The organism is Streptosporangium oxazolinicum (genome assembly GCF_039537505.1).
Lineage (GTDB): Bacteria > Actinomycetota > Actinomycetes > Streptosporangiales > Streptosporangiaceae > Streptosporangium > Streptosporangium oxazolinicum.
On the sequence record NZ_BAABAQ010000003.1, the window covers coordinates 244478 to 261383 of the forward strand.

A 16906-nucleotide genomic window follows, 5' to 3' on the forward strand; every position below is an offset into this window, starting at 1 on the left:
TACGTACCCCCGGAGTCCACCGTCAAGGGCTCGTATCCGGTCTAGACCGAGCCGTGATGTCCTTGCGACATATCTGGTAGAAACCAAACGCCAGGGAAGTGCAATCCAATGACAGAACGGCACATAGTAGCTGATATTTCCCCGTAAACCATTGACTAACGGTCCACGGAGAGGTAAAGGAACTATGCTCTCCGGTCATCGATGAGCAACAACCGGTCTAGACCAGATAATGAGGGTTTGCCGCCCGGTACCGCAACCCCCTACTTTTGAGGACATGTTGCTGGCCGAGCAGCGCCGCCTGCTGTGTGAGTACGGCCACCGGGCCGCCACAACCGGACTGGTCGTCGGGACCGCGGGAAATCTCAGCGTTCGCGCGGGCGATCTGGTCGCCGTGACACCCGGCGGCGTCGCCCTCGACCGGCTGGAGCCGGAGGCATGCCCGGTCGTCGACATCGAGGGACACCTCGTCGAGGGCGACCTGCGGCCCTCGTCGGAGACCCCCATGCACCTGGCGGTCTATACGACCACCGGCGCCGGCGCCGTCGTGCACACCCACTCCGTCTTCGGCACCGTGGTCGCCACGACCATGAACGAGCTGCCGCCGATCCACTACAACGTCCTGCTGCTCGGCGGGACCGTCAGGGTCGCCGAGTACGCCACCTACGGCACCCCCGAGCTCGCCGCCTCCGTCAGGGCCGCACTCAAGGACAGGCGTGCCGCGCTGATGGCCAACCACGGCGGGGTCACGATCGGCGACGACCTGGACGGGGCCTTCGAGGCGACCCGGCTGCTGGAGTGGCTCTGCGAGGTCTACGTCCGGGCCAGGAGCGTCGGCGAGCCCCGGGTGCTCACCGAGGAGCAGCTCGCCGCGGTGGTCCGGCGCGCCCTCGACCCGCCCACCTTCCCCCGCCGCGAGGACTGACCCCATGCCCCTCCAGCTCACCGGCGCCCCGAGCGATCCGGACCTCATCCGCCTGCCCTGGGACGTCCCGCTGGAGCGGTGGCCCGAGCACCACCTGGTCTCGCTGCCCCGCGGCATCTCCCGGCACGTGGTGCGCTTCGCCCGCCTGTCGGGCAAGGTGTACGCGATCAAGGAGATCAGCGAGTACTACGCCAAGCGTGAGTATCGCCTGCTGTGGGACCTGAGCCGGTTGGACACCCCGTCCGTCGAGCCGGTGGCCGTGGTCACCGGGCGGACCGGCGCGGACGGCGAGCCGCTCGACTCGGCGCTCATCACCCAGCACCTGCAGTTCTCCCTGCCCTACCGCGCGGTCATGTCGGGGACGGTCCGGCCGGAGACGCTCAACCGGCTCCTCGACGCCCTGGCCGTGCTGTTCGTACGGCTGCATCTCAGCGGCTTCTACTGGGGCGACTGCTCGCTGTCGAACGTCCTGTTCCGCCGGGACGCGGGCTCCTTCGCCGCCTACCTGGTCGACGCCGAGACCGGCGAGCTGCACCCCATGATCAGCGAGGGCCAGCGGCTGTACGACATCGACGTCGCGCACACCAACATCTTCGGCGAGATGCTCGACCTGGAGGCGGGCGAGCTGCTGCACCCCTCCATCGACCCCGAGCAGATCGCCGACTCGGTCGTCCGGCGCTACCACCGCCTGTGGGGCGAGCTCACCTCCGACGACATCATCGACGAGGTCGACTGGCACATGATCGACCAGCGGATCCGCCGGCTGAACTCCCTGGGGTTCGACGTCGCGGAGATGATGGTCCGCCGCAAGGCGGGCACCGGGCGGCTCATCGTCCGGCCCAAGGTCGTGGACGCCGGGCACCACCAGCGCAGGCTGCTGCGGCTGACCGGCCTGGACGTGGAGGAGAACCAGGCCAGGCGCCTCCTCAACGACCTCGACTCCTTCCGCGTGTCGCACGGCCTCCGCCACGAGGACGAGGCGATCGTGGCCCACCGCTGGCTCGCCGAGGTCTTCCAGCCCACGGTGCAGGCCGTGCCGCAGGAGATGCGCGGCAAGCTGGAGCCCGCCCAGTTCTTCCACGAGGTGCTCGACCACCGCTGGTACATGTCGGAGGAGGCCGGGAACGACGTCGGCCTGCCCGCCGCGGTGAATTCCTACGTGAAGAACATTCTTATTTTCAAGCCGGACGAAAAGGCACTCATCGCCGATGACCTAACCGGTTGATTTCCACTCGGGATGGATAACTTCGAGGAGAAGCTCGAAGTCTGATCCTCCGGTGCGGTCCGCGCCCCGGGAGGCGCGGACCGCACCGGGGCCCATCTGAGGAGAAATCGGCGGGCGTGGCGGAGGTCACCGTACGGAGAAGGTCGGTGGCGAGCGTACCGGAGGTCACCGTCCGGGAAGGGCGGTGACGAACGCGCCGGAGGTCACCGTCCCGAGTCGGCGGAGGTGGTGAGCTCGTCGATCGCGTCGACGAAGGTGGGCCAGAGTTCGGCGGGCAGGTCGTGGCCCATGCCGGGGAAGGTCATCAGCCGGGCCCCGGGAATCGCGTCGGCCGTGGCGACCCCGGCGGGCAGGGGGACGAGCGGGTCGTCCTCCCCGTGGAGCACGAGAGCCGGAATCGCGAGTTCCCTGAGCCGGGGCGCGCGGTCACCGGAGGCCATGATCGCGGCCACCTGCCTCGCCGTACCCGCCGGATCGTACGACCGGTCGTAGCCCACCCCGGCGATCTCGGCGTTCCACTCCCGGTCGAACGGGTAGCCGGGCGAGCCGACGGCGGCGCAGTTGTCGAGGGCCCGCCGGACCGCGCTCTCGCGGTCGGGCGTGAAGGCGGGCATGAGCACGTCCGGATCGGTCAGCAGGGCGGCCTGCGGGCTCGGGGTGGACAGAATCGAGGTGAGGCTGCGCACCCGGTGCGGGTGGCGGATCGCGAGTGACTGCGCGATCATCCCGCCCATCGAGAGGCCGACCACGTGGGCGGTGTCCCAGCCGAGCGCGTCGAGCAGCCCGGCGGCGTCGTCGGCCATGTCGTCCAGCAGGTAGGGGACCTCCCCGCTCCCGTCCAGGGCGGGCGTCCCCGCCTCGTCCAGGTGGGTGCTCTCTCCGCTGTCGCGGTTGTCGAAGCGCACCGCGCGGTAGCCTCGGTCCGCGAGCAGCTCGCAGAACCTGTCGTCCCACTGGATCATCTGGCAGCCGAGGCCCGTGATCAGCAGGAGGGGGCGAGCCTCCGGAGAGCCGAAGATCTCGTAGGCGATCTCGATGCCGTTCGCCGGGGCTCGCAGAGTCATGGCACTCCCACCATCCGTACTGTTTGTGCGGGACAGAATGCCATTTGGGGAGAAACGCGACACCGGCGGGGTGGTCCCCACCGGTGCCTCAGGACCGCCCCGTGCGAGCGGGCCGCGGTCCTTCATCGGACCCGCCCCGGCCTTCACGAGCGCACGTGAGCGGATCGGTCATTCCTCGGGCCGCTCCCCACGGAGAGCGAGGTCAGTTCTTCCCGGCACCGAGCTCCGCGGCGCGGATACCGGCGGCCGAGGCGTGCGCGGAGGCGGGCTCGACCATGACCTTGGGCTTGCCGATCCACGGCCGCGCCTCGGCGCTCACCAGCTGGGTCCCCAGACCGATCCCCAGCCGCCTCGCCATGGCGAAGACGGTCGTCGGCGGCTTGGCCGGGCTGGTGTCCCTGCGACCCCAGGCTCCGGTGGAGAACGCCACGGGGTGGTTCTTGATCCCCGTGCCGTCGCCCCACTTGGTGACCACGTACTGGATGTCGATGTGGCCCATGCCACCGTTGCCGTCCACGCCGAGCGTGCTGGAGTTGAACGTGCCGCCGGTCAGGTCGGCGAAGGTCTTGGCGTCGATGTCGACCATGATGCCCTGGTTCGAGGGGTTGCCCGGACCGCGGTCGCCGACGAAGAACTTCGCCTTCTTGCCCTTGTAGAGAATGTAGCCCTCGGTGAGCAGGGGCCAGCTCGGGCTGGCGATCATGCCCTTCTGCATCGGCTTGCCGCTGGCGGGCAGTCCGGTGTCACCGGCCCGGCCGGAGGAGTCGTCCCAGAAGTAGGAGGCCGTGGTCGACCCCTGGAGGAGGACGGCCTCGGAGCCGGCCGGCGCGCCGACCGCGGGGTCGGCGGCGAGGCGGGTGGGGGCCGCCAGGGCGTGGGCCGGAAGCGCCGAGGCGACGCCGACGGAGGTGAGAACACTCGCACCGACGAGGGTGGCGGCGACGAGGCCGCGCTTGAGGGGGACGTTGTTACCCGGGAGATGCTTGCTCAGGCTGTTCTTGTGCAAACCAAACTTGTGCAGACCAAAGAAGGGGTGCATGGAGAAATGGCTCTTTCACGAGGGAACGGGGCGGCCGGATGCGAACGCCGAAGGGGTGCACCGGCGGGGACGCGCTCGTCGGAAAAGGGGCGTAGCCGGATCGGCCGATTCAGCCGATCGCTACGCGGAGCACGGTCCTGAAGATGCCGCGATCAGGCGCGGCGGCGAGGTCGGGGGGAAAGTTCAGGTGGTCGGCGCGGACAGGGGGTGCACCGACGTGGTGACGCGGTGATCCATGAGGGGATCTCCTCTCCATCTCGTCTACCGGGTTAGCTGACGGGTTCGGGCGGTGGAGTTGCCCTACCGCCGCGCGCTCGCGGCGGATTCACCCCGGAAAAGTGGTTCCCCGGCTCCGGGGCCCGGCGGGCCCTCGGGATTCGACGTCGGCCGGCCGCTCCCTCTTGTGAAGGGCAGGTCGCCAACCGATAACAGTGGACACTACTGCCCAAACCGGACAAAGCAAAGCAAACACCATGAAAACCCCAGAAGATCTACCTACAAGCTTCAAGAAAGCCTCATCGATCACCCCGCCAGGCCAACGCCCGCCCTACCAGCACGAATGCCACGCCGATCGCGGAATTCATCCCGGGGCACCCGTGCCCGGAGACCCGCGCGGGGGAATCCGCACACCGCGCTCCCCGCAGACACGGCACACCCGGTAAACGCCCCGGAGACGAGCCCGGACGCCGCACTCCCCGCAGACGCCCCGGAGACTCACACGGAGGCGAGTCCGGAGGCCACGCTCTCCGCAGGCACCCCGGAGACCCGCGCGGGTCAACCCGGGCCGGTCAGTCCCACCAGAACGACCAGGCGTTCCTGCCCTTGATCTGCTCGGCGTAGTCGATGAGGTTCCCAGCCCCCTGGATGATGCTGTCGGGGCAGAACGTCCAGTGTTCGGCGGCGACGTGCAGGGCGTGCTCGGAGGTCGTCGGGGGCGCGGCGACGCTGAGGTCGAGGGTGTTGAAGCCCATGCCGACCACCCGCACCCCGAACCTGTCCTCCCAGCTCCGCACGACGGCCGCGAGCGGGACCATCCACTCGTTGTGGTTCAGCGCGCCCTGCCAGCCCATGACGGCGAGGGCGTCGGCCCCGCGTTCGACCGCGACGAGCCCGAGCGGGGTCCTGCGCTCGGCCACCAGCCCGGCGTACCAGTCGGCGACCACGCCGGGGTCGGCGGCGAGTTTCCCCGACGGGGCCGGGCCGGGGCACTCGGGCCCGAAGGGGTCGAGCAGTTCGAGCTGGTCGAGGTTGGCCCTGGCGATCCAGTCGGACCACACCTCGGCCATGAACGCGGCTGCGTGGTAGTTGTCGATCTGACCGGCGGTGTCCGGGGCGATCTGACCGGCCGACCAGGGCTGGACGGAGTCCTCCAGCAGGACCGGCCACAGGCCCGACTGGCCGTGCTGGGCCCTCAACCGGGCCCAGTACTCGCCGGAGACCGCCACCTCGCTGAGCCAGAACGCCGGACGGCGACGGACCGCGAGCTGAGCGTAACCGGGGTCGGGCCAGACCACGTCTCCCGGTGGCAGCTCCACCGAGAGCCTCCGGCCCGCACTCCCGCCGCCCCCTTCGCTCCCGCCTGCTCCATCGGCTCCGCCTGTTCTGTCGGCTCCGTCGGCGAACAGCTGGCCCAGCACTGGCGGAAGTTGCCCACTCTCCCAATCGCTCATCTCTACCGATCCGATCCTGACCACGGACCAATTTTGGCCTGTCAACCATCCCGAGTGACAGTTCTGTCCTGGTCCAGGCAAAAATTATCGGTACGGGGAGGAACGGAGCCGGGCGGGTGTCAGTCCTTCACCGCCCCGCCCAGCCCGGCGACCAGCCTGCGCTGGACGGCGACGAAGAAGATCAGCACGGGGATGGTCATGAGCGTCGAGGCCGCCATGATGCCGCCCCAGTCGTTCTCGTCGGGCTTGAAGAAGACCAGCAGGGCCGCGGGCAGCGTCTGGTTGTCCCTGGCCGAGATGATGAAGGTCCTGGCGAAGATGAAGTCGTTCCAGGCGGTGATGAACGAGAAGACGCTCGTGGCGACCAGTCCCGGCGCGACGAGGGGGAAGACGATCCGCCACAGGATCACCGGCCGGCTCGCACCGTCGATCATCGCGGCCTCCTCCAGCGTCTCGGGCACCGCGGCCACGAACCCCCGCATCATCCAGATGGCGAACGGCAGTGAGAACGCCAGGTGGACCAGGACGAGCGAGCCCAGGGTGTTGAGTCCCACCCCGGGCACCACCGCGCCGAGGTCGCGGACGAGGAAGAACAGCGGGATGGTGAGCGCCTCCACCGGCACCATCTGCGCCACCAGGAACATGATCAGCACGGTCGTACGGAACCGGAAGTGGAACCGGGTGACCGCGACCGCGGCGAGGAAGGCCACCAGCGCGGACAGCACGACGACCGCGAGGGCGACGCCCAGGCTGTTGAGGAGGTAGCGGCCGAAGTTCTCACCGCCGAGCACCCGCTGGAAGTGGTCGAGGGTCGGCGCCAGGGTCCACGGGCGCGCCTCCAGCGACTGGATCTCCCCGGTGGGCTTGAGCGCCGAGAGCACCATCCAGTAGATCGGGAAGAGGGTGACGAACGCGGCGACCAGCGCCACGACGTTGGCGGCCGTGCGGGACCCGCTCACAGTCTCTCCCCCGTACGGTAGAGGGCGCGGATGTAGAAGAGGGTGACCGCGAGCAGGATCAGGGTCATGACGACGCCGATCGCCGCGCCGAGCCCGTACTCCGAGGAGCCGAACGCCGTCTGGTACGCGTAGACGTTGAGCACCGAGTTCTGTCCCGCTATCCCGCCGCCGTTGGTCATCACGTAGATCTGCGTGAAGATCTTGAAGTCCCAGATGATCGACTGGATGACCACGATCGTGATCAGCGGTCGCAGCATCGGCACGACGATCCGCCAGAACGAGCTCCACGCGGAGGCGCCGTCCAGGGAGGCCGCCTCCAGGACGGAGACCGGGACGGCCTGGATCCCGGCGTAGAGGGTCACCATGACGAAGGGGAAGGAGTGCCAGACCACCGTGGCGCCGACGATCCCGAAGGTCACCCATTTGTCGTAGAACCAGTTGTAGCCCTCGATGCCGAGGACCTGGTTGACCAGGCCCAGGTCGGCGTCGAAGAGGAACATCCAGACCGTCGAGCCGGTCATGGCGGGCGCGGCCCAGGCGGCCATCGCCGCCAGCGACAGCAGCAGCCGGGGCACCCGGCCCGCCCTGGTGAGCACGACGGCCAGGCTCGCGCCGACGGCGAGGGTCGCGACCACCAGGGCCGCGGCGAACACCACGGTCTGCGCCAGCACCGACCAGAAGCGCTGGTCGCCCAGGAGCGTCGCGTAGTTCTCGAAGCCGACGAACCTCGTCGGCTCTCCCCCGCTGACCTGGGCCTGCCGGTAGTCGAACACCGACAGCAGGCCGAGCATGTAGATCGGGTAGCCGAAGAGCGGCAGCAGCACGGCCGCGGAGGGCAGCAGGTAGAGCCACGGCCTGAGCCCGCGCCCCGGGCGCGCTGCCGCCCGGCGGCCCCCGATCCCGGGGGCCGCCGTCGTGGTAGTGCCGGTGGCGCTCATGACCGTGCCCCTGAATCCGCGAAGGTCATGACTGGTTCCCCGGGCCTGCCGGGATCGCGGTTGTATCGGTCATGGTCGCCTCCCCGGATCCGCCGGGCTCTCGACGGCGCCGGTCATGACCGGCCGAACGCCGCCTTCACCGCCGTGGCGGCCTCCTCGGTCGCCTGCTCGACGGTGGACTGCCCGGTGGCGATCTTCTGCAGCATGGTCGGGATGACCTTCTGGTTGTCGATCTTCACCCAGGCCGGGTCGATCGGCACGAAGCGGGTACCCGCCGCGACGGTCTCCAGGAACGGCTTGAGGAAGGGGTCCGAGGCCGCGATCTCGTCCCGCGCGGAGGTCAGCGTGGGCAGGTTGCCCATGGCCTGGTACATCTTGGCCTGGTACGCCTTGCCGCCCAGCAGCTGCAGAAACTTGAACGCCAGCGAGCGGTGCCCGCTGTTCTTCATGACGCCGAGGTTGTTGCCGCCGGAGAAGGCCGGGGCGACCGACCCCTCCTTCGTGCCCGGCAGCGGTACGACCGCGTACTTGCCCGCGGCGGCCCCCGCGTCCACCGCGGACCTGCTGAAGTTGCCCAGGATGCCCATCGCGGCCTTGCCGCTGGCGAACAGCTCGACGGTCTTGCCGCCGGTGAGGCTCGCGCACGCCTGCGGCGGGCAGTTGTCGTCGGCGAGCAGGTCGGTGTACGCCTTCACCCCCTTGCGGGATGCCTCGCTGTCGAGGCTCTCGACGTCGCCTCCGGCGTCCCAGACGAAGGGGAGCGCGCCGAAGGTGTACTCGCCGCCGACGGCGACGCCGTACAGGTCGGGCTTCGCCTTGCGGATCGCGCGGGCGGCCTCGGTCAGGGCCTTGACCGTCGTGGGCGGTTTGAGGTCGAGTTCCTCGAAGACGTCGGTGCGGTAGTAGAGGGCCCGGATGCCGATGTACCACGGCAGGCCGTAGACCTTGCCGTCCACGGTCGCGGAGCCGAGCAGGTCGGTGCCGACGTCCTTGGCGTCCGGCCAGTTCGCGAAGTCGGCGCTCAGGTCGGCGAAACCGCCCGCGGCGGCGTACTCGGCCAGGTCGGTGTTGCCGTACTCGGCGACGTCGGGAGCGCTGGCCGGGTCGTTGAAGGCGCCCTTGAACCTCTCGTGTCTGGCGGGGGTCGTCGGGATGTAGGTGACCTCGACCTTCACCCCCGCGTTGGCCGAGGTGAACTCCTTGATCGCCTCCCCCACGACCTTCTCCTTGGGAGCGCGGTTGGGTTCGTCGAAGAGCCAGACCCTCAGGGTCCCGGACTTCTCGTCGCCACCGCCCGTGGCCGGGGCGGTGGACGGCGCGCACGCGGCGAGGGCCAGCAGGGCCACACCCGCCACGGCCACGTTCAGGATCTTCAAAAGCGTCTCCTCCCGTTGGCGGCAGACCTTAGGAAGCCTCGCCCGCCACGGGAAGTGGGGTGCCGATTTGTTGTGCAGTGCAGAACGTTGTGCTGCAAAGTGGCCGGAGGGCGGTGTACTCGCCTACCTTGACCAGGTATTCGATTGCAGGATCACAATGGGAAGCCGCGATGAGTGAGCCCGCTCCGGAACGCAACCAGTCGGCCTCGCTCCGGCGCGCTCTCGCCGTCCTCGCGCACGTACGCGACCACGCGGGCGCGGGCCACGGTCTTTCCCTCACCCGGCTCGCCGAGGCGCTCGGCCTGTCCAAGAGCACGGTGCTCCGGCTCGCCGCCCCGCTCATCGAGGCCAGGCTCCTGGAGCGCGACCGCAGGAGCGGCGCCTACCGGCTGGGCAGCGGCGCCCTCCACCTCGGGCAGGCGTACCTGGCCACCCTCGACCTGCGAACGGTGGCCGCCGAGGAGTCGCACCGGCTGATGACGGAGGTCAGGGAGACCGTCCATCTCGTGGTCTACGACCCGCCCGACGTGGTCTACATCGACAAGGTCGAGAACGAGACCAACGTGCGGATGGCCTCGCGCATCGGCAGCCGCACCCCCGTCTACCGCACCGCCGTGGGCAAGGCGATCCTCGCCTGGCAGCCGGAGGAGGCCGTCGAGGAGATCGTGGCCGCCGGGATGCCGCACGTCACCCGGTACACCATCACCGACGCCGCGCGGCTGCGCGCCGAGCTGGGCCGGATCCGGCAGCGGGGCTACTCGGTCGACGACCGCGAGAACGAGCCCGAGGTGCGCTGCGTCGCGGCGCCGATCTTCAACCACAACGACGCCGCCACCTCGGCGATCTCCATCTCCGGCCTCACCTCCCGGATCACCGCCACGCGGGTACGGGAGCTGGGCCCCCTGGTGGCCGAGACGGCCCTGCGCATCTCCAGGAAGCTCGGGTCGACTCGATGATCGGAGAGGCCGGGCACCTCCGGCGGCTCCGCGAGCCTGAGGACCCCCGGGCGGCACCACCGGTTCGTCACCGACCCACGAGACCGGGCAACCTCCGGCAGCTCCGTAAGCCCGTCACGACACCCTGTGAAGCCGGGCACGTCCCCTTGACTCCCAAAGGAACCGTTCTCCATGACTGATCTGGTAACGCTCGGTGAGAGCATGGCGCTGTTCACCGCGCGGCGCACCGGCCCGCTCAGGCACGCCCGCGACTTCGGGCTCGGCGTGGGCGGCGCGGAGTCGAACGTGGCCATCGGCGTCTCCCGCCTCGGCGGGCGCGCGGCCTGGATCGGCAGGGTGGGCGCCGACGAGTTCGGGGAGCTGCTGCGCTCGACGCTGGCCGGTGAGGGCGTCGACGTTCGGGGGATGCGGGTCGACCCCGAGGCGCCCACCGGTCTGATGATCAAGAGCAGGCGTACGACCGAGATGGTCGACGTACGCTACTACCGCTCGGCGAGCGCCGGATCCCGGCTGCGCCCCTCCGACCTGGACGTCTCGCTGATCCGCTCGGCGCGCGTGCTGCACGTCACGGGCATCACGCTCGCGCTGTCGGCGTCCGCCGCGGAGGCGGTGCGGGTCGCGATCGCCGAGGCCCGCGCGGCGGGCGTGACGGTGTCGATGGACATCAACTACCGCCGCGCCCTGTGGACCCCCGCCGAGGCGTCCGCCGCGCTGCGGGAGACCGTCGCCTCGGTGGACGTCCTGTTCGCGACCGAGGCCGAGGCCCGGCTGGTCGTCCAGGGCGACGACCCGCTCACCCTGGCCGGAGCCCTGTCGGCCCTCGGCCCGCGCCACGTCCTCATCAAGCGCGGTGCCCTCGGCGCGATCGAGCTCTCCGACGGCGCCGTACGGCACGCGGAGCCGTACCGGGTCGTCGAGCTCGATCCGGTGGGCGCCGGGGACGCCTTCGCCGCGGGCTGGATCGCCGAGACCCTCGCGGGGGCGACCTCCGAGCGGCGCCTCGCCACGGCCTGCGCCGCCGGTGCCTTCGCCGTCACCGCCGACGGCGACTGGGAGAGCCTGCCCCGCCGCGCCGACCTCGACCTCCTGCGCCCGGCCGACCCGGCGGGCGCGGCCGACACGGTCGACGCGGTCAGCCGCTGAGCCGCTGACTCATTGACCCGGTGATCCGCTGATTCACTGATCCGCTGAGCCACGCTCGGCGGATCCCAGCGGCGGCCGGGGTGGAGCAACGGTTCGCCACCCGCGTTCATGAAGCGGACCACGGCCCGCGACGGCGGAGAGCTACGGTTCGAAAAGCACGAGCCGATGCCGCCGCGCCATTTCCAGCACCACGCGGCACACCTCTCCGGCGCGGGGGAAGACCGCGTTCATCAGCACGAAGTCCTCGCTCACGGTCAGCGGCTCGGACCACGGCGAGGCACCGTAGTTGTCGGCGGTGAGGTCGGGGAAGACCGCCGTCAGCTCCTCGTAGAAGGCCGCCACCTCCGGGCGCGGCTCACCGGGCACCGCGTCGCCCTCGTCCCAGACGAGATACCGGCGAAGGGCCTCCTGCGCGGTGATCGGTTCGGCCCCGAGCCAGGCTCCGAGAACAAAGCTCACGTCACTCCTCGTACCGGCCTCGGTCGTCCGGCTGTCGGATACTACGTCTCCTGTGGACGCGCGGCATCTCCGCCCGGACGCCCGGCGCATTCCCGCCGAGGAGGACCGACGCGCACCCCGGCAAAGGACACACCGAGGGCACCGCGAGTCCGTCTCCCCCGCCTATGCGGGGCCCTCTGTTCGACCGCTGCCCCGATCTCCGGGGGCGGGGGCGGCATCGCGATCCGGGGATCCGGCAGACTGGGGGTGAGAGAAAGGGGTTTCCGCCATGACCGACAAGCCCATCCTGCAGCCCAGCCCCAGCCATCCGATCACGATCACGCCGAACCCGGCCCGGATCGTCGTCTCGGTGGGCGGCCGGGTGGTCGCCGACTCGCAGCACGCGCTGACGCTGCGGGAGGCGGCGTACCCGCCGGTGCAGTACATCCCGATCGCCGACGTCGACCGCTCGCTGCTGGAACGGACCGACACCGCCACCTACTGTCCTTTCAAGGGTGACGCGAGTTACTACACCGTCACGGTGGACGGCAAGCAGGTGGTGGACGCGGTGTGGTTCTACGAGTCGCCGTACCCGGCCGTCGCCGAGATCAAGGACCACGTCGCCTTCTACCCCGACCGGGTCGACTCCATCGTCGAAGAGCCGGCCGCCTGACCCCGGGGTCACGACGAAGGACAGCGAACGAGATCGTCGATCGGCCGACAGCCGACCTCTCTCGACGCGCCGCGAAATGGCGGAGGCCGACTTTCCGGCACAGGACGCTAGAGATACTCGCGCCGGACGAGAAGACGATGTGACTCCTGCATCTCCTTCGGCAGGTCGTCCGGCGCGAACCACCTCGCCTCCAGGATCTCGAAATCGTCGATCTTGAGCGTGCCGCCGACGAACGCGGCCTCGTAGGCCACCTCCAGGCGCAACCGGTAACCACTCTTCAGCCGGACCAGCTCTCCGACGTGGACCTTCAGCCCGGTTTCCTCCCGCACTTCGCGACAGACCGTGTCCTCGAAGGTCTCCGACCTGTTCGCGTAACCGGTCGGGAGACCCCACTGCCTGCCCTCCGGCCAGAAACGGTGCTTCAGCAGGAGGACGTTGCCGTCCTCGTCACGCACGATGCCGGTCACACCGACCATGAACGTGGCGTGCCGAAGCCAGTTGATGCGCCACTGGAGCGAGCCGTTGGTCAGCCTCCAGAGCCGGACGATCAGCTTCTTCACGGTTGGTCCCATCCGCAGGCCGGTGCCCACCTGAAGATCAGACGCTACCCGTTCGGACCATGACGCCTGAGCCCGATCTCACGAATCATGGACGTAGGAGGAGTCAACCGCGAGCCAGCAGGTGTAGTTGGGTCCAGCGCAATCAGGCCGGTTGGTCGAACTCACCGGACTTGACGCCACCGACGAAAGCCCGCCACTGAGCGGGGGTGAAGCGCAGCTTGGGACCGTGAGGGTCCTTGCTGTCACGGACCGCGACCGCATTGGGCAGGTTGGTGGCGACCTCGACGCACTGACCCCCGTTATCGGAGGAGCGCGACGACTTCCGCCATACGGCGGCGCTCAGGTCCATCTCTCCTCGCTTCCTGTAGGCAGCACCCAAGTTCCCGGAGGATTCAGACCAGGCGATCAAACTCACCGGACTTGATGCCCCCAACGAAAGCTTGCCACCCGGCGGAAGTGAAGAGCAGCTTGGCGCCATCAGGGTCCTTGCTGTCGCGAACCGCGATAGCACCGGGCAGGTTGACGGCGACCTCGACACACTGAGCACCGTTGTCTCCGGAGAGCGATGACTTCCGCCATACCGCGACACTCAGATCCATTCCTGCCTCGCTTTCTCGATCATTTTGAGGGACATGTGCTCAGGATAAGCCCATCCACGTATTGCTTCATAGCGATTCCATATCGGGGTTACGACGCTAGGGTCGGCCGAAATTTGTCCTTCCGCTGAAGAGTCTGCATAAATCGCGTCCGGTTGCCCGTCTGGAAGCTCCGCGATCATGAAAGCGCCCATCACTCCGGAGAGGCAGAGCCGATCAACGAGTTGGATGGAGATGGAGGGACGCTGGGCGACCTCCAGTAAGTAGCCAAGCTGTTCCCGCATTACTTCGGAGCCGCCGACGTTACGGTACAGCACGCTTTCGTCGATGAGGGCGAGAAAAAGTGGGGGGTTGTCGCCTTCAAGGATTTTCTTACGAAACATCCGACCCTTGACCCGCTCCTCTATCTCCTCCGGGGTGATCCGAGGGGCATGCTTGAAGATCGTTCGGGCGTACGCTTCAGTCTGCAGGAGGCCGGGAATGAGCAGCGGATCCCACCAGCGCAGGACGAGGGCGAACGGCTCGACCTCCTGTGCCCAACTCATGAACCAGACCGGGCCGCTGTAGCGGGCGACGACGTGTTGGCGCAGATCTGTGAAGTACGTACTGCCGTTGGAACCGAAGAGCAGGTCCAGTCGTTCGGCGTCGGACTTCGACGGGGTGCGGCTGCCACCTTCCAGGCGGCTCACCTGGGTCTGGGTGCAGCCGAGGCGTGAGGCCACGGCGGTCTGGGAGAGCTGCGCGGCCTCGCGCAGACGGCGCATCTCGGCGGCGAAGCGCGCGCGGGGGGATCCCGGGTCCAGGGGGACCTCGTCGCTCATCACATTCCTCCCGAATCTGAGAAAAACGGATTTTTGCCTTATCGGCTATTCCAGGCCCGGGTATAGGGAAACCCCCACCCGTCATTCCAGGTCATCTTCCGAGGTGCCAATCCGGCCATGAATTCACCTGCCACATGGGCAATCTAAGCACACGCCCTCTCGATTCGACAGGACGAAAAAGAAACGGATCCGCGCCTTTAAACCAGAGACGAGACGAGTGATGAATGATCAGAACGGCGACCTTTCACGCCTCGATCGTGCTCGCCGGAGGCACCCGGAGGACGGAAGCGTGACGGCGGCCGAGCGGCGCGAGCGGTTCGCGCACCTGACCCGGTTGAGCTGGGACCTGCACGGACTCGGCGTGTGCAGTTCACTGGTCCTTCCGGTGGCGGGGCAGCCGGTCCTGGAGATCCGGTCGGCGACGGGCACGGCACTGGTCAGGATCACGGTCGTCCGGCGCTACTGCGGATGGGCGTTCGTCTGGCGGCCCTGGTGGGCGCGGCTGTGGCAGCGCGGGGAATGGGTCTGGGCGGAGGCCGACAACGCGGCTGACATGATCGTGTCGGCGGTGACCGCGTGAGGTCCGAGAGGGAGACCACGGGGAAGGAGGGTGGCTGTCCTGGACATCACGGCGACGGACCGTACAGCGCGTGGCAGAAGGTCTTTCCCGGCCGGGTCGAATCCGTGCCGGAGGCTCGGGCCTGGGCGCGTGACCTGCTGGCCGGGCGAGTCGGGGTCCCGGTGCTCGACGACGTCCTGCTCCTGCTGAGTGAGCTGGCCACGAACGCGGTGACTCACTCCGACTCCGGGCGTACGGCGGACGGGCGGGTGAGGGTGTACGTGGCCCGTCTCCCCGGTGCGGTTCACGTGGAGGTCACCGACGACGGGTCCGACGCGAGCGCGCCCGCCGTGCGCGTGCCGGAGGCGGACGACGACGGCGGGCGGGGGCTGTGGCTGGTGGAGTCGGTCGCGGCCGGGTGGGGTTCGCACCGCGACGACGCGGGCGGATCGGTCTGGTTCCGGGTGGCGGGATAACCGGAGATCCGACAAGCCGGAGCTCCGGTCGCGGAGGCGGTCAGCCGTCCCAGGTGGCGTTCTTCAGGATCCCGGCCAGGCCGGGGGTGGCCCACTGGTCGACGACCAGGATCCCCGTCTTCGGCAGATACCACTCGCGCTGGTTGAACGTCGACTTCTGCTCGGCGTCGCTGTACGACACGCACCGGCCCGGCCACACCCGGTAGTGCGCCCTGTGCGCGACGCCGATGTCGCGGTAGCCGACCACGATCGCCTTGCCGATGACCTGGCCGTGCTTGGGGTTGGTCGCGCAGGGGACCACGTCGGACGCCGGGTAGTACGGGCCCTGCGTGGGGTCGTAGCGCCGGAAACCCTCTCCCCCGGTCCTGAGCGCCTTCGGTCCCATCACCCAGAAGCTGTCGCACCTGGTCTGGAAGTAGCCCCCGTTGGGACGGGCGCAGGCCCCGGTCACCACCCGGACCCGGTCGGCGGTCCCGTACACGCGCCAGGAGCTCGGGATCTCCAGGGTCAGCCCGCCGCGCAGGCGCAACAACGCGGTGGAGGTGGCGGACGCGGGGAGCTGGGCCGCCAGCACGACGGCCCCGGCGACGGCGGCCAGCGTGATCGTTCTTCTCATCATGGCGGCGATGCTATTGATCCACACTTGCGGTTGATTTGCAGGTTCCTTGCGGCCGGAACGTCGCCCTCCGGTGAAGATTCCGTTCAGTGCAGCATGACGCGCGCCCACCGCCTCCGGGCCACCACGAGTCCCAGCACCCCCATGACCAGGAGATAGGCCACGTTCACGATCATGCCGGGCTCGATCCGGCCGAGGGCGCACCCCCGCAGCAGCTGGATGGCGTGGTAGAGCGGCAGCAGTTCCACGATGACCTGCACCACCCGGGGGTAGACGGTGACCGGGTAGAACGTCGTCGCGAAGAGGAACATCGGCAGCAGCACCAGCTGCACGTACTGGAAGTCGGACCAGGCCCGGATGCGCGTCGTCACGGCCAGTCCCGCGCTTCCGAAGGCGAAGGCGACGAGCAGCGTCCCGCCCGCCGCGACCAGGGCGTCCGGCCAGGAGACCAGCCCGAACACCGTGATCACGAGGAGGAACCCGATCGCGGTGATGAAGCCGCGCAGCACCGCCCACGCCACCTCGCCGACGACGATCCCGGTGAGGGACACGGGGGTGAACAGGATCGCCTGGTAGTACCGCTCGTGGGTGAACTTGACGAAGGCGCCCTCCATCGTCTCGTACAGGGCGCTGTTCATCACCGCCGTGGCGAGCAGGCCGGGCGCGACGAACGCGGCGTAGGTGACGTTCACCCCGTCGACGTCCCCGACGAGTTGTCCGATGCCGACGCCGATGGCCAGCAGGTACAGGATGGGCTCGAAGATCGAGTACATCGCCATGGTCCACGGGTTTCCCCCCGTGTGCACCCGGAGGTTGCGGAACACCAGGAAGTGCGCGCCGCCCCAGCGGGGGACGGTCTCCAGATTCTGCGACAT

Annotated in this window: 20 protein-coding genes and 1 riboswitch; of the genes, 7 read left to right on the forward strand and 13 right to left on the reverse strand. The window is 68.9% G+C overall.

Features of this window, described 5'->3' with window-relative positions; all coding sequences use genetic code 11:
* Nucleotides 1-274: 274 nt before the first annotated feature.
* Nucleotides 275-922, forward strand: a complete 648-nt coding sequence (locus tag ABD817_RS10745) for a class II aldolase/adducin family protein (protein WP_344917659.1) — start codon at nucleotides 275-277, stop codon at nucleotides 920-922.
* 4 nt (nucleotides 923-926) lie between these two features.
* Nucleotides 927-2147, forward strand: coding sequence for a DUF4032 domain-containing protein (locus tag ABD817_RS10750; protein WP_344917660.1), 1221 nt, complete (start codon nucleotides 927-929; stop codon nucleotides 2145-2147).
* Between the two features lie 203 nt (nucleotides 2148-2350).
* Here the strand turns inward: ABD817_RS10750 and ABD817_RS10755 are convergent, their stop codons facing one another.
* From ABD817_RS10755 to ABD817_RS10780, 6 genes are all read right to left on the reverse strand, one after another.
* On the reverse strand, nucleotides 2351-3211 hold the full coding sequence (locus tag ABD817_RS10755; protein ID WP_344917661.1) for an alpha/beta fold hydrolase: 861 nt from the start codon (nucleotides 3209-3211) through the stop codon (nucleotides 2351-2353).
* Between the two features lie 202 nt (nucleotides 3212-3413).
* Nucleotides 3414-4217: a hypothetical protein gene (locus tag ABD817_RS10760; RefSeq protein WP_344917662.1), complete on the reverse strand. Its 804-nt coding sequence runs from the start codon at nucleotides 4215-4217 to the stop codon at nucleotides 3414-3416.
* 276 nt (nucleotides 4218-4493) lie between these two features.
* Nucleotides 4494-4643: riboswitch (cyclic di-AMP (ydaO/yuaA leader) on the reverse strand.
* Nucleotides 4644-5038: 395 nt separating this feature from the next.
* Entirely contained in the window at nucleotides 5039-5785 is a 747-nt protein-coding gene (locus tag ABD817_RS10765) for a DUF4253 domain-containing protein (RefSeq protein ID WP_344917663.1), read from the reverse strand.
* 254 nt (nucleotides 5786-6039) lie between these two features.
* Complete coding sequence (locus ABD817_RS10770) at nucleotides 6040-6879, reverse strand: carbohydrate ABC transporter permease (RefSeq protein WP_344917664.1); 840 nt, start codon at nucleotides 6877-6879, stop codon at nucleotides 6040-6042.
* Nucleotides 6876-7817, reverse strand: coding sequence for a carbohydrate ABC transporter permease (locus ABD817_RS10775; protein WP_344917665.1), 942 nt, complete (start codon nucleotides 7815-7817; stop codon nucleotides 6876-6878). The genes ABD817_RS10770 and ABD817_RS10775 overlap by 4 nt, the downstream gene beginning before the upstream one ends.
* 113 nt (nucleotides 7818-7930) lie before the next feature.
* A complete protein-coding gene (locus tag ABD817_RS10780) occupies nucleotides 7931-9193 on the reverse strand; it encodes an extracellular solute-binding protein (protein WP_344917666.1) in 1263 nt (420 codons plus the stop codon).
* 170 nt (nucleotides 9194-9363) lie between these two features.
* On the opposite strand from ABD817_RS10780, the gene ABD817_RS10785 reads away from it, so the two are divergent.
* The gene (locus tag ABD817_RS10785) at nucleotides 9364-10149 is read left to right on the forward strand and encodes an IclR family transcriptional regulator (protein ID WP_344917667.1); all 786 of its coding nucleotides are present in this window, start codon (nucleotides 9364-9366) and stop codon (nucleotides 10147-10149) included.
* 171 nt (nucleotides 10150-10320) lie between these two features.
* Nucleotides 10321-11292: a sugar kinase gene (locus ABD817_RS10790; protein WP_344917669.1), complete on the forward strand. Its 972-nt coding sequence runs from the start codon at nucleotides 10321-10323 to the stop codon at nucleotides 11290-11292.
* A gap of 141 nt (nucleotides 11293-11433) precedes the next feature.
* Here ABD817_RS10790 and ABD817_RS10795 read toward each other — a convergent pair whose 3' ends face one another.
* Nucleotides 11434-11751, reverse strand: coding sequence for a hypothetical protein (locus tag ABD817_RS10795; RefSeq protein ID WP_344917670.1), 318 nt, complete (start codon nucleotides 11749-11751; stop codon nucleotides 11434-11436).
* A gap of 268 nt (nucleotides 11752-12019) precedes the next feature.
* Between ABD817_RS10795 and ABD817_RS10800 the strand changes: the two genes are divergently transcribed.
* Complete coding sequence (locus ABD817_RS10800; protein WP_344917671.1) at nucleotides 12020-12403, forward strand: DUF427 domain-containing protein; 384 nt, start codon at nucleotides 12020-12022, stop codon at nucleotides 12401-12403.
* A gap of 107 nt (nucleotides 12404-12510) precedes the next feature.
* On the opposite strand, the gene ABD817_RS10805 is transcribed toward ABD817_RS10800, so the two are convergent.
* The 4 genes from ABD817_RS10805 to ABD817_RS10820 form a co-directional block, all read right to left on the reverse strand.
* Nucleotides 12511-12963, reverse strand: a complete 453-nt coding sequence (locus ABD817_RS10805) for an NUDIX domain-containing protein (protein WP_344917672.1) — start codon at nucleotides 12961-12963, stop codon at nucleotides 12511-12513.
* Between the two features lie 142 nt (nucleotides 12964-13105).
* Nucleotides 13106-13312 carry a DUF397 domain-containing protein gene (locus ABD817_RS10810; protein ID WP_344917673.1) on the reverse strand — a complete coding sequence of 69 codons (207 nt, stop codon included), beginning with the start codon at nucleotides 13310-13312 and terminating at the stop codon, nucleotides 13106-13108.
* Nucleotides 13313-13355: 43 nt separating this feature from the next.
* Nucleotides 13356-13562 carry a DUF397 domain-containing protein gene (locus ABD817_RS10815; RefSeq protein ID WP_344917674.1) on the reverse strand — a complete coding sequence of 69 codons (207 nt, stop codon included), beginning with the start codon at nucleotides 13560-13562 and terminating at the stop codon, nucleotides 13356-13358.
* Entirely contained in the window at nucleotides 13553-14380 is an 828-nt protein-coding gene (locus tag ABD817_RS10820) for a helix-turn-helix domain-containing protein (protein ID WP_344917675.1), read from the reverse strand. Before ABD817_RS10820 ends, ABD817_RS10815 begins: the two co-directional genes overlap by 10 nt.
* Nucleotides 14381-14669: 289 nt before the next feature.
* Here ABD817_RS10820 and ABD817_RS10825 point away from each other — a divergent pair, with 289 nt between their 5' ends.
* On the forward strand, nucleotides 14670-14960 hold the full coding sequence (locus tag ABD817_RS10825) for a hypothetical protein (RefSeq protein ID WP_344917676.1): 291 nt from the start codon (nucleotides 14670-14672) through the stop codon (nucleotides 14958-14960).
* Nucleotides 14957-15415 (forward strand): ATP-binding protein, encoded by a 459-nt coding sequence (locus ABD817_RS10830; RefSeq protein ID WP_344917677.1) that lies wholly within the window; start codon nucleotides 14957-14959, stop codon nucleotides 15413-15415. The genes ABD817_RS10825 and ABD817_RS10830 overlap by 4 nt, the downstream gene beginning before the upstream one ends.
* A gap of 40 nt (nucleotides 15416-15455) precedes the next feature.
* Here ABD817_RS10830 and ABD817_RS10835 read toward each other — a convergent pair whose 3' ends face one another.
* Entirely contained in the window at nucleotides 15456-16034 is a 579-nt protein-coding gene (locus tag ABD817_RS10835) for a hypothetical protein (RefSeq protein WP_344917678.1), read from the reverse strand.
* A gap of 83 nt (nucleotides 16035-16117) precedes the next feature.
* Nucleotides 16118-16906: an ABC transporter permease gene (locus ABD817_RS10840; protein ID WP_344917679.1), complete on the reverse strand. Its 789-nt coding sequence runs from the start codon at nucleotides 16904-16906 to the stop codon at nucleotides 16118-16120.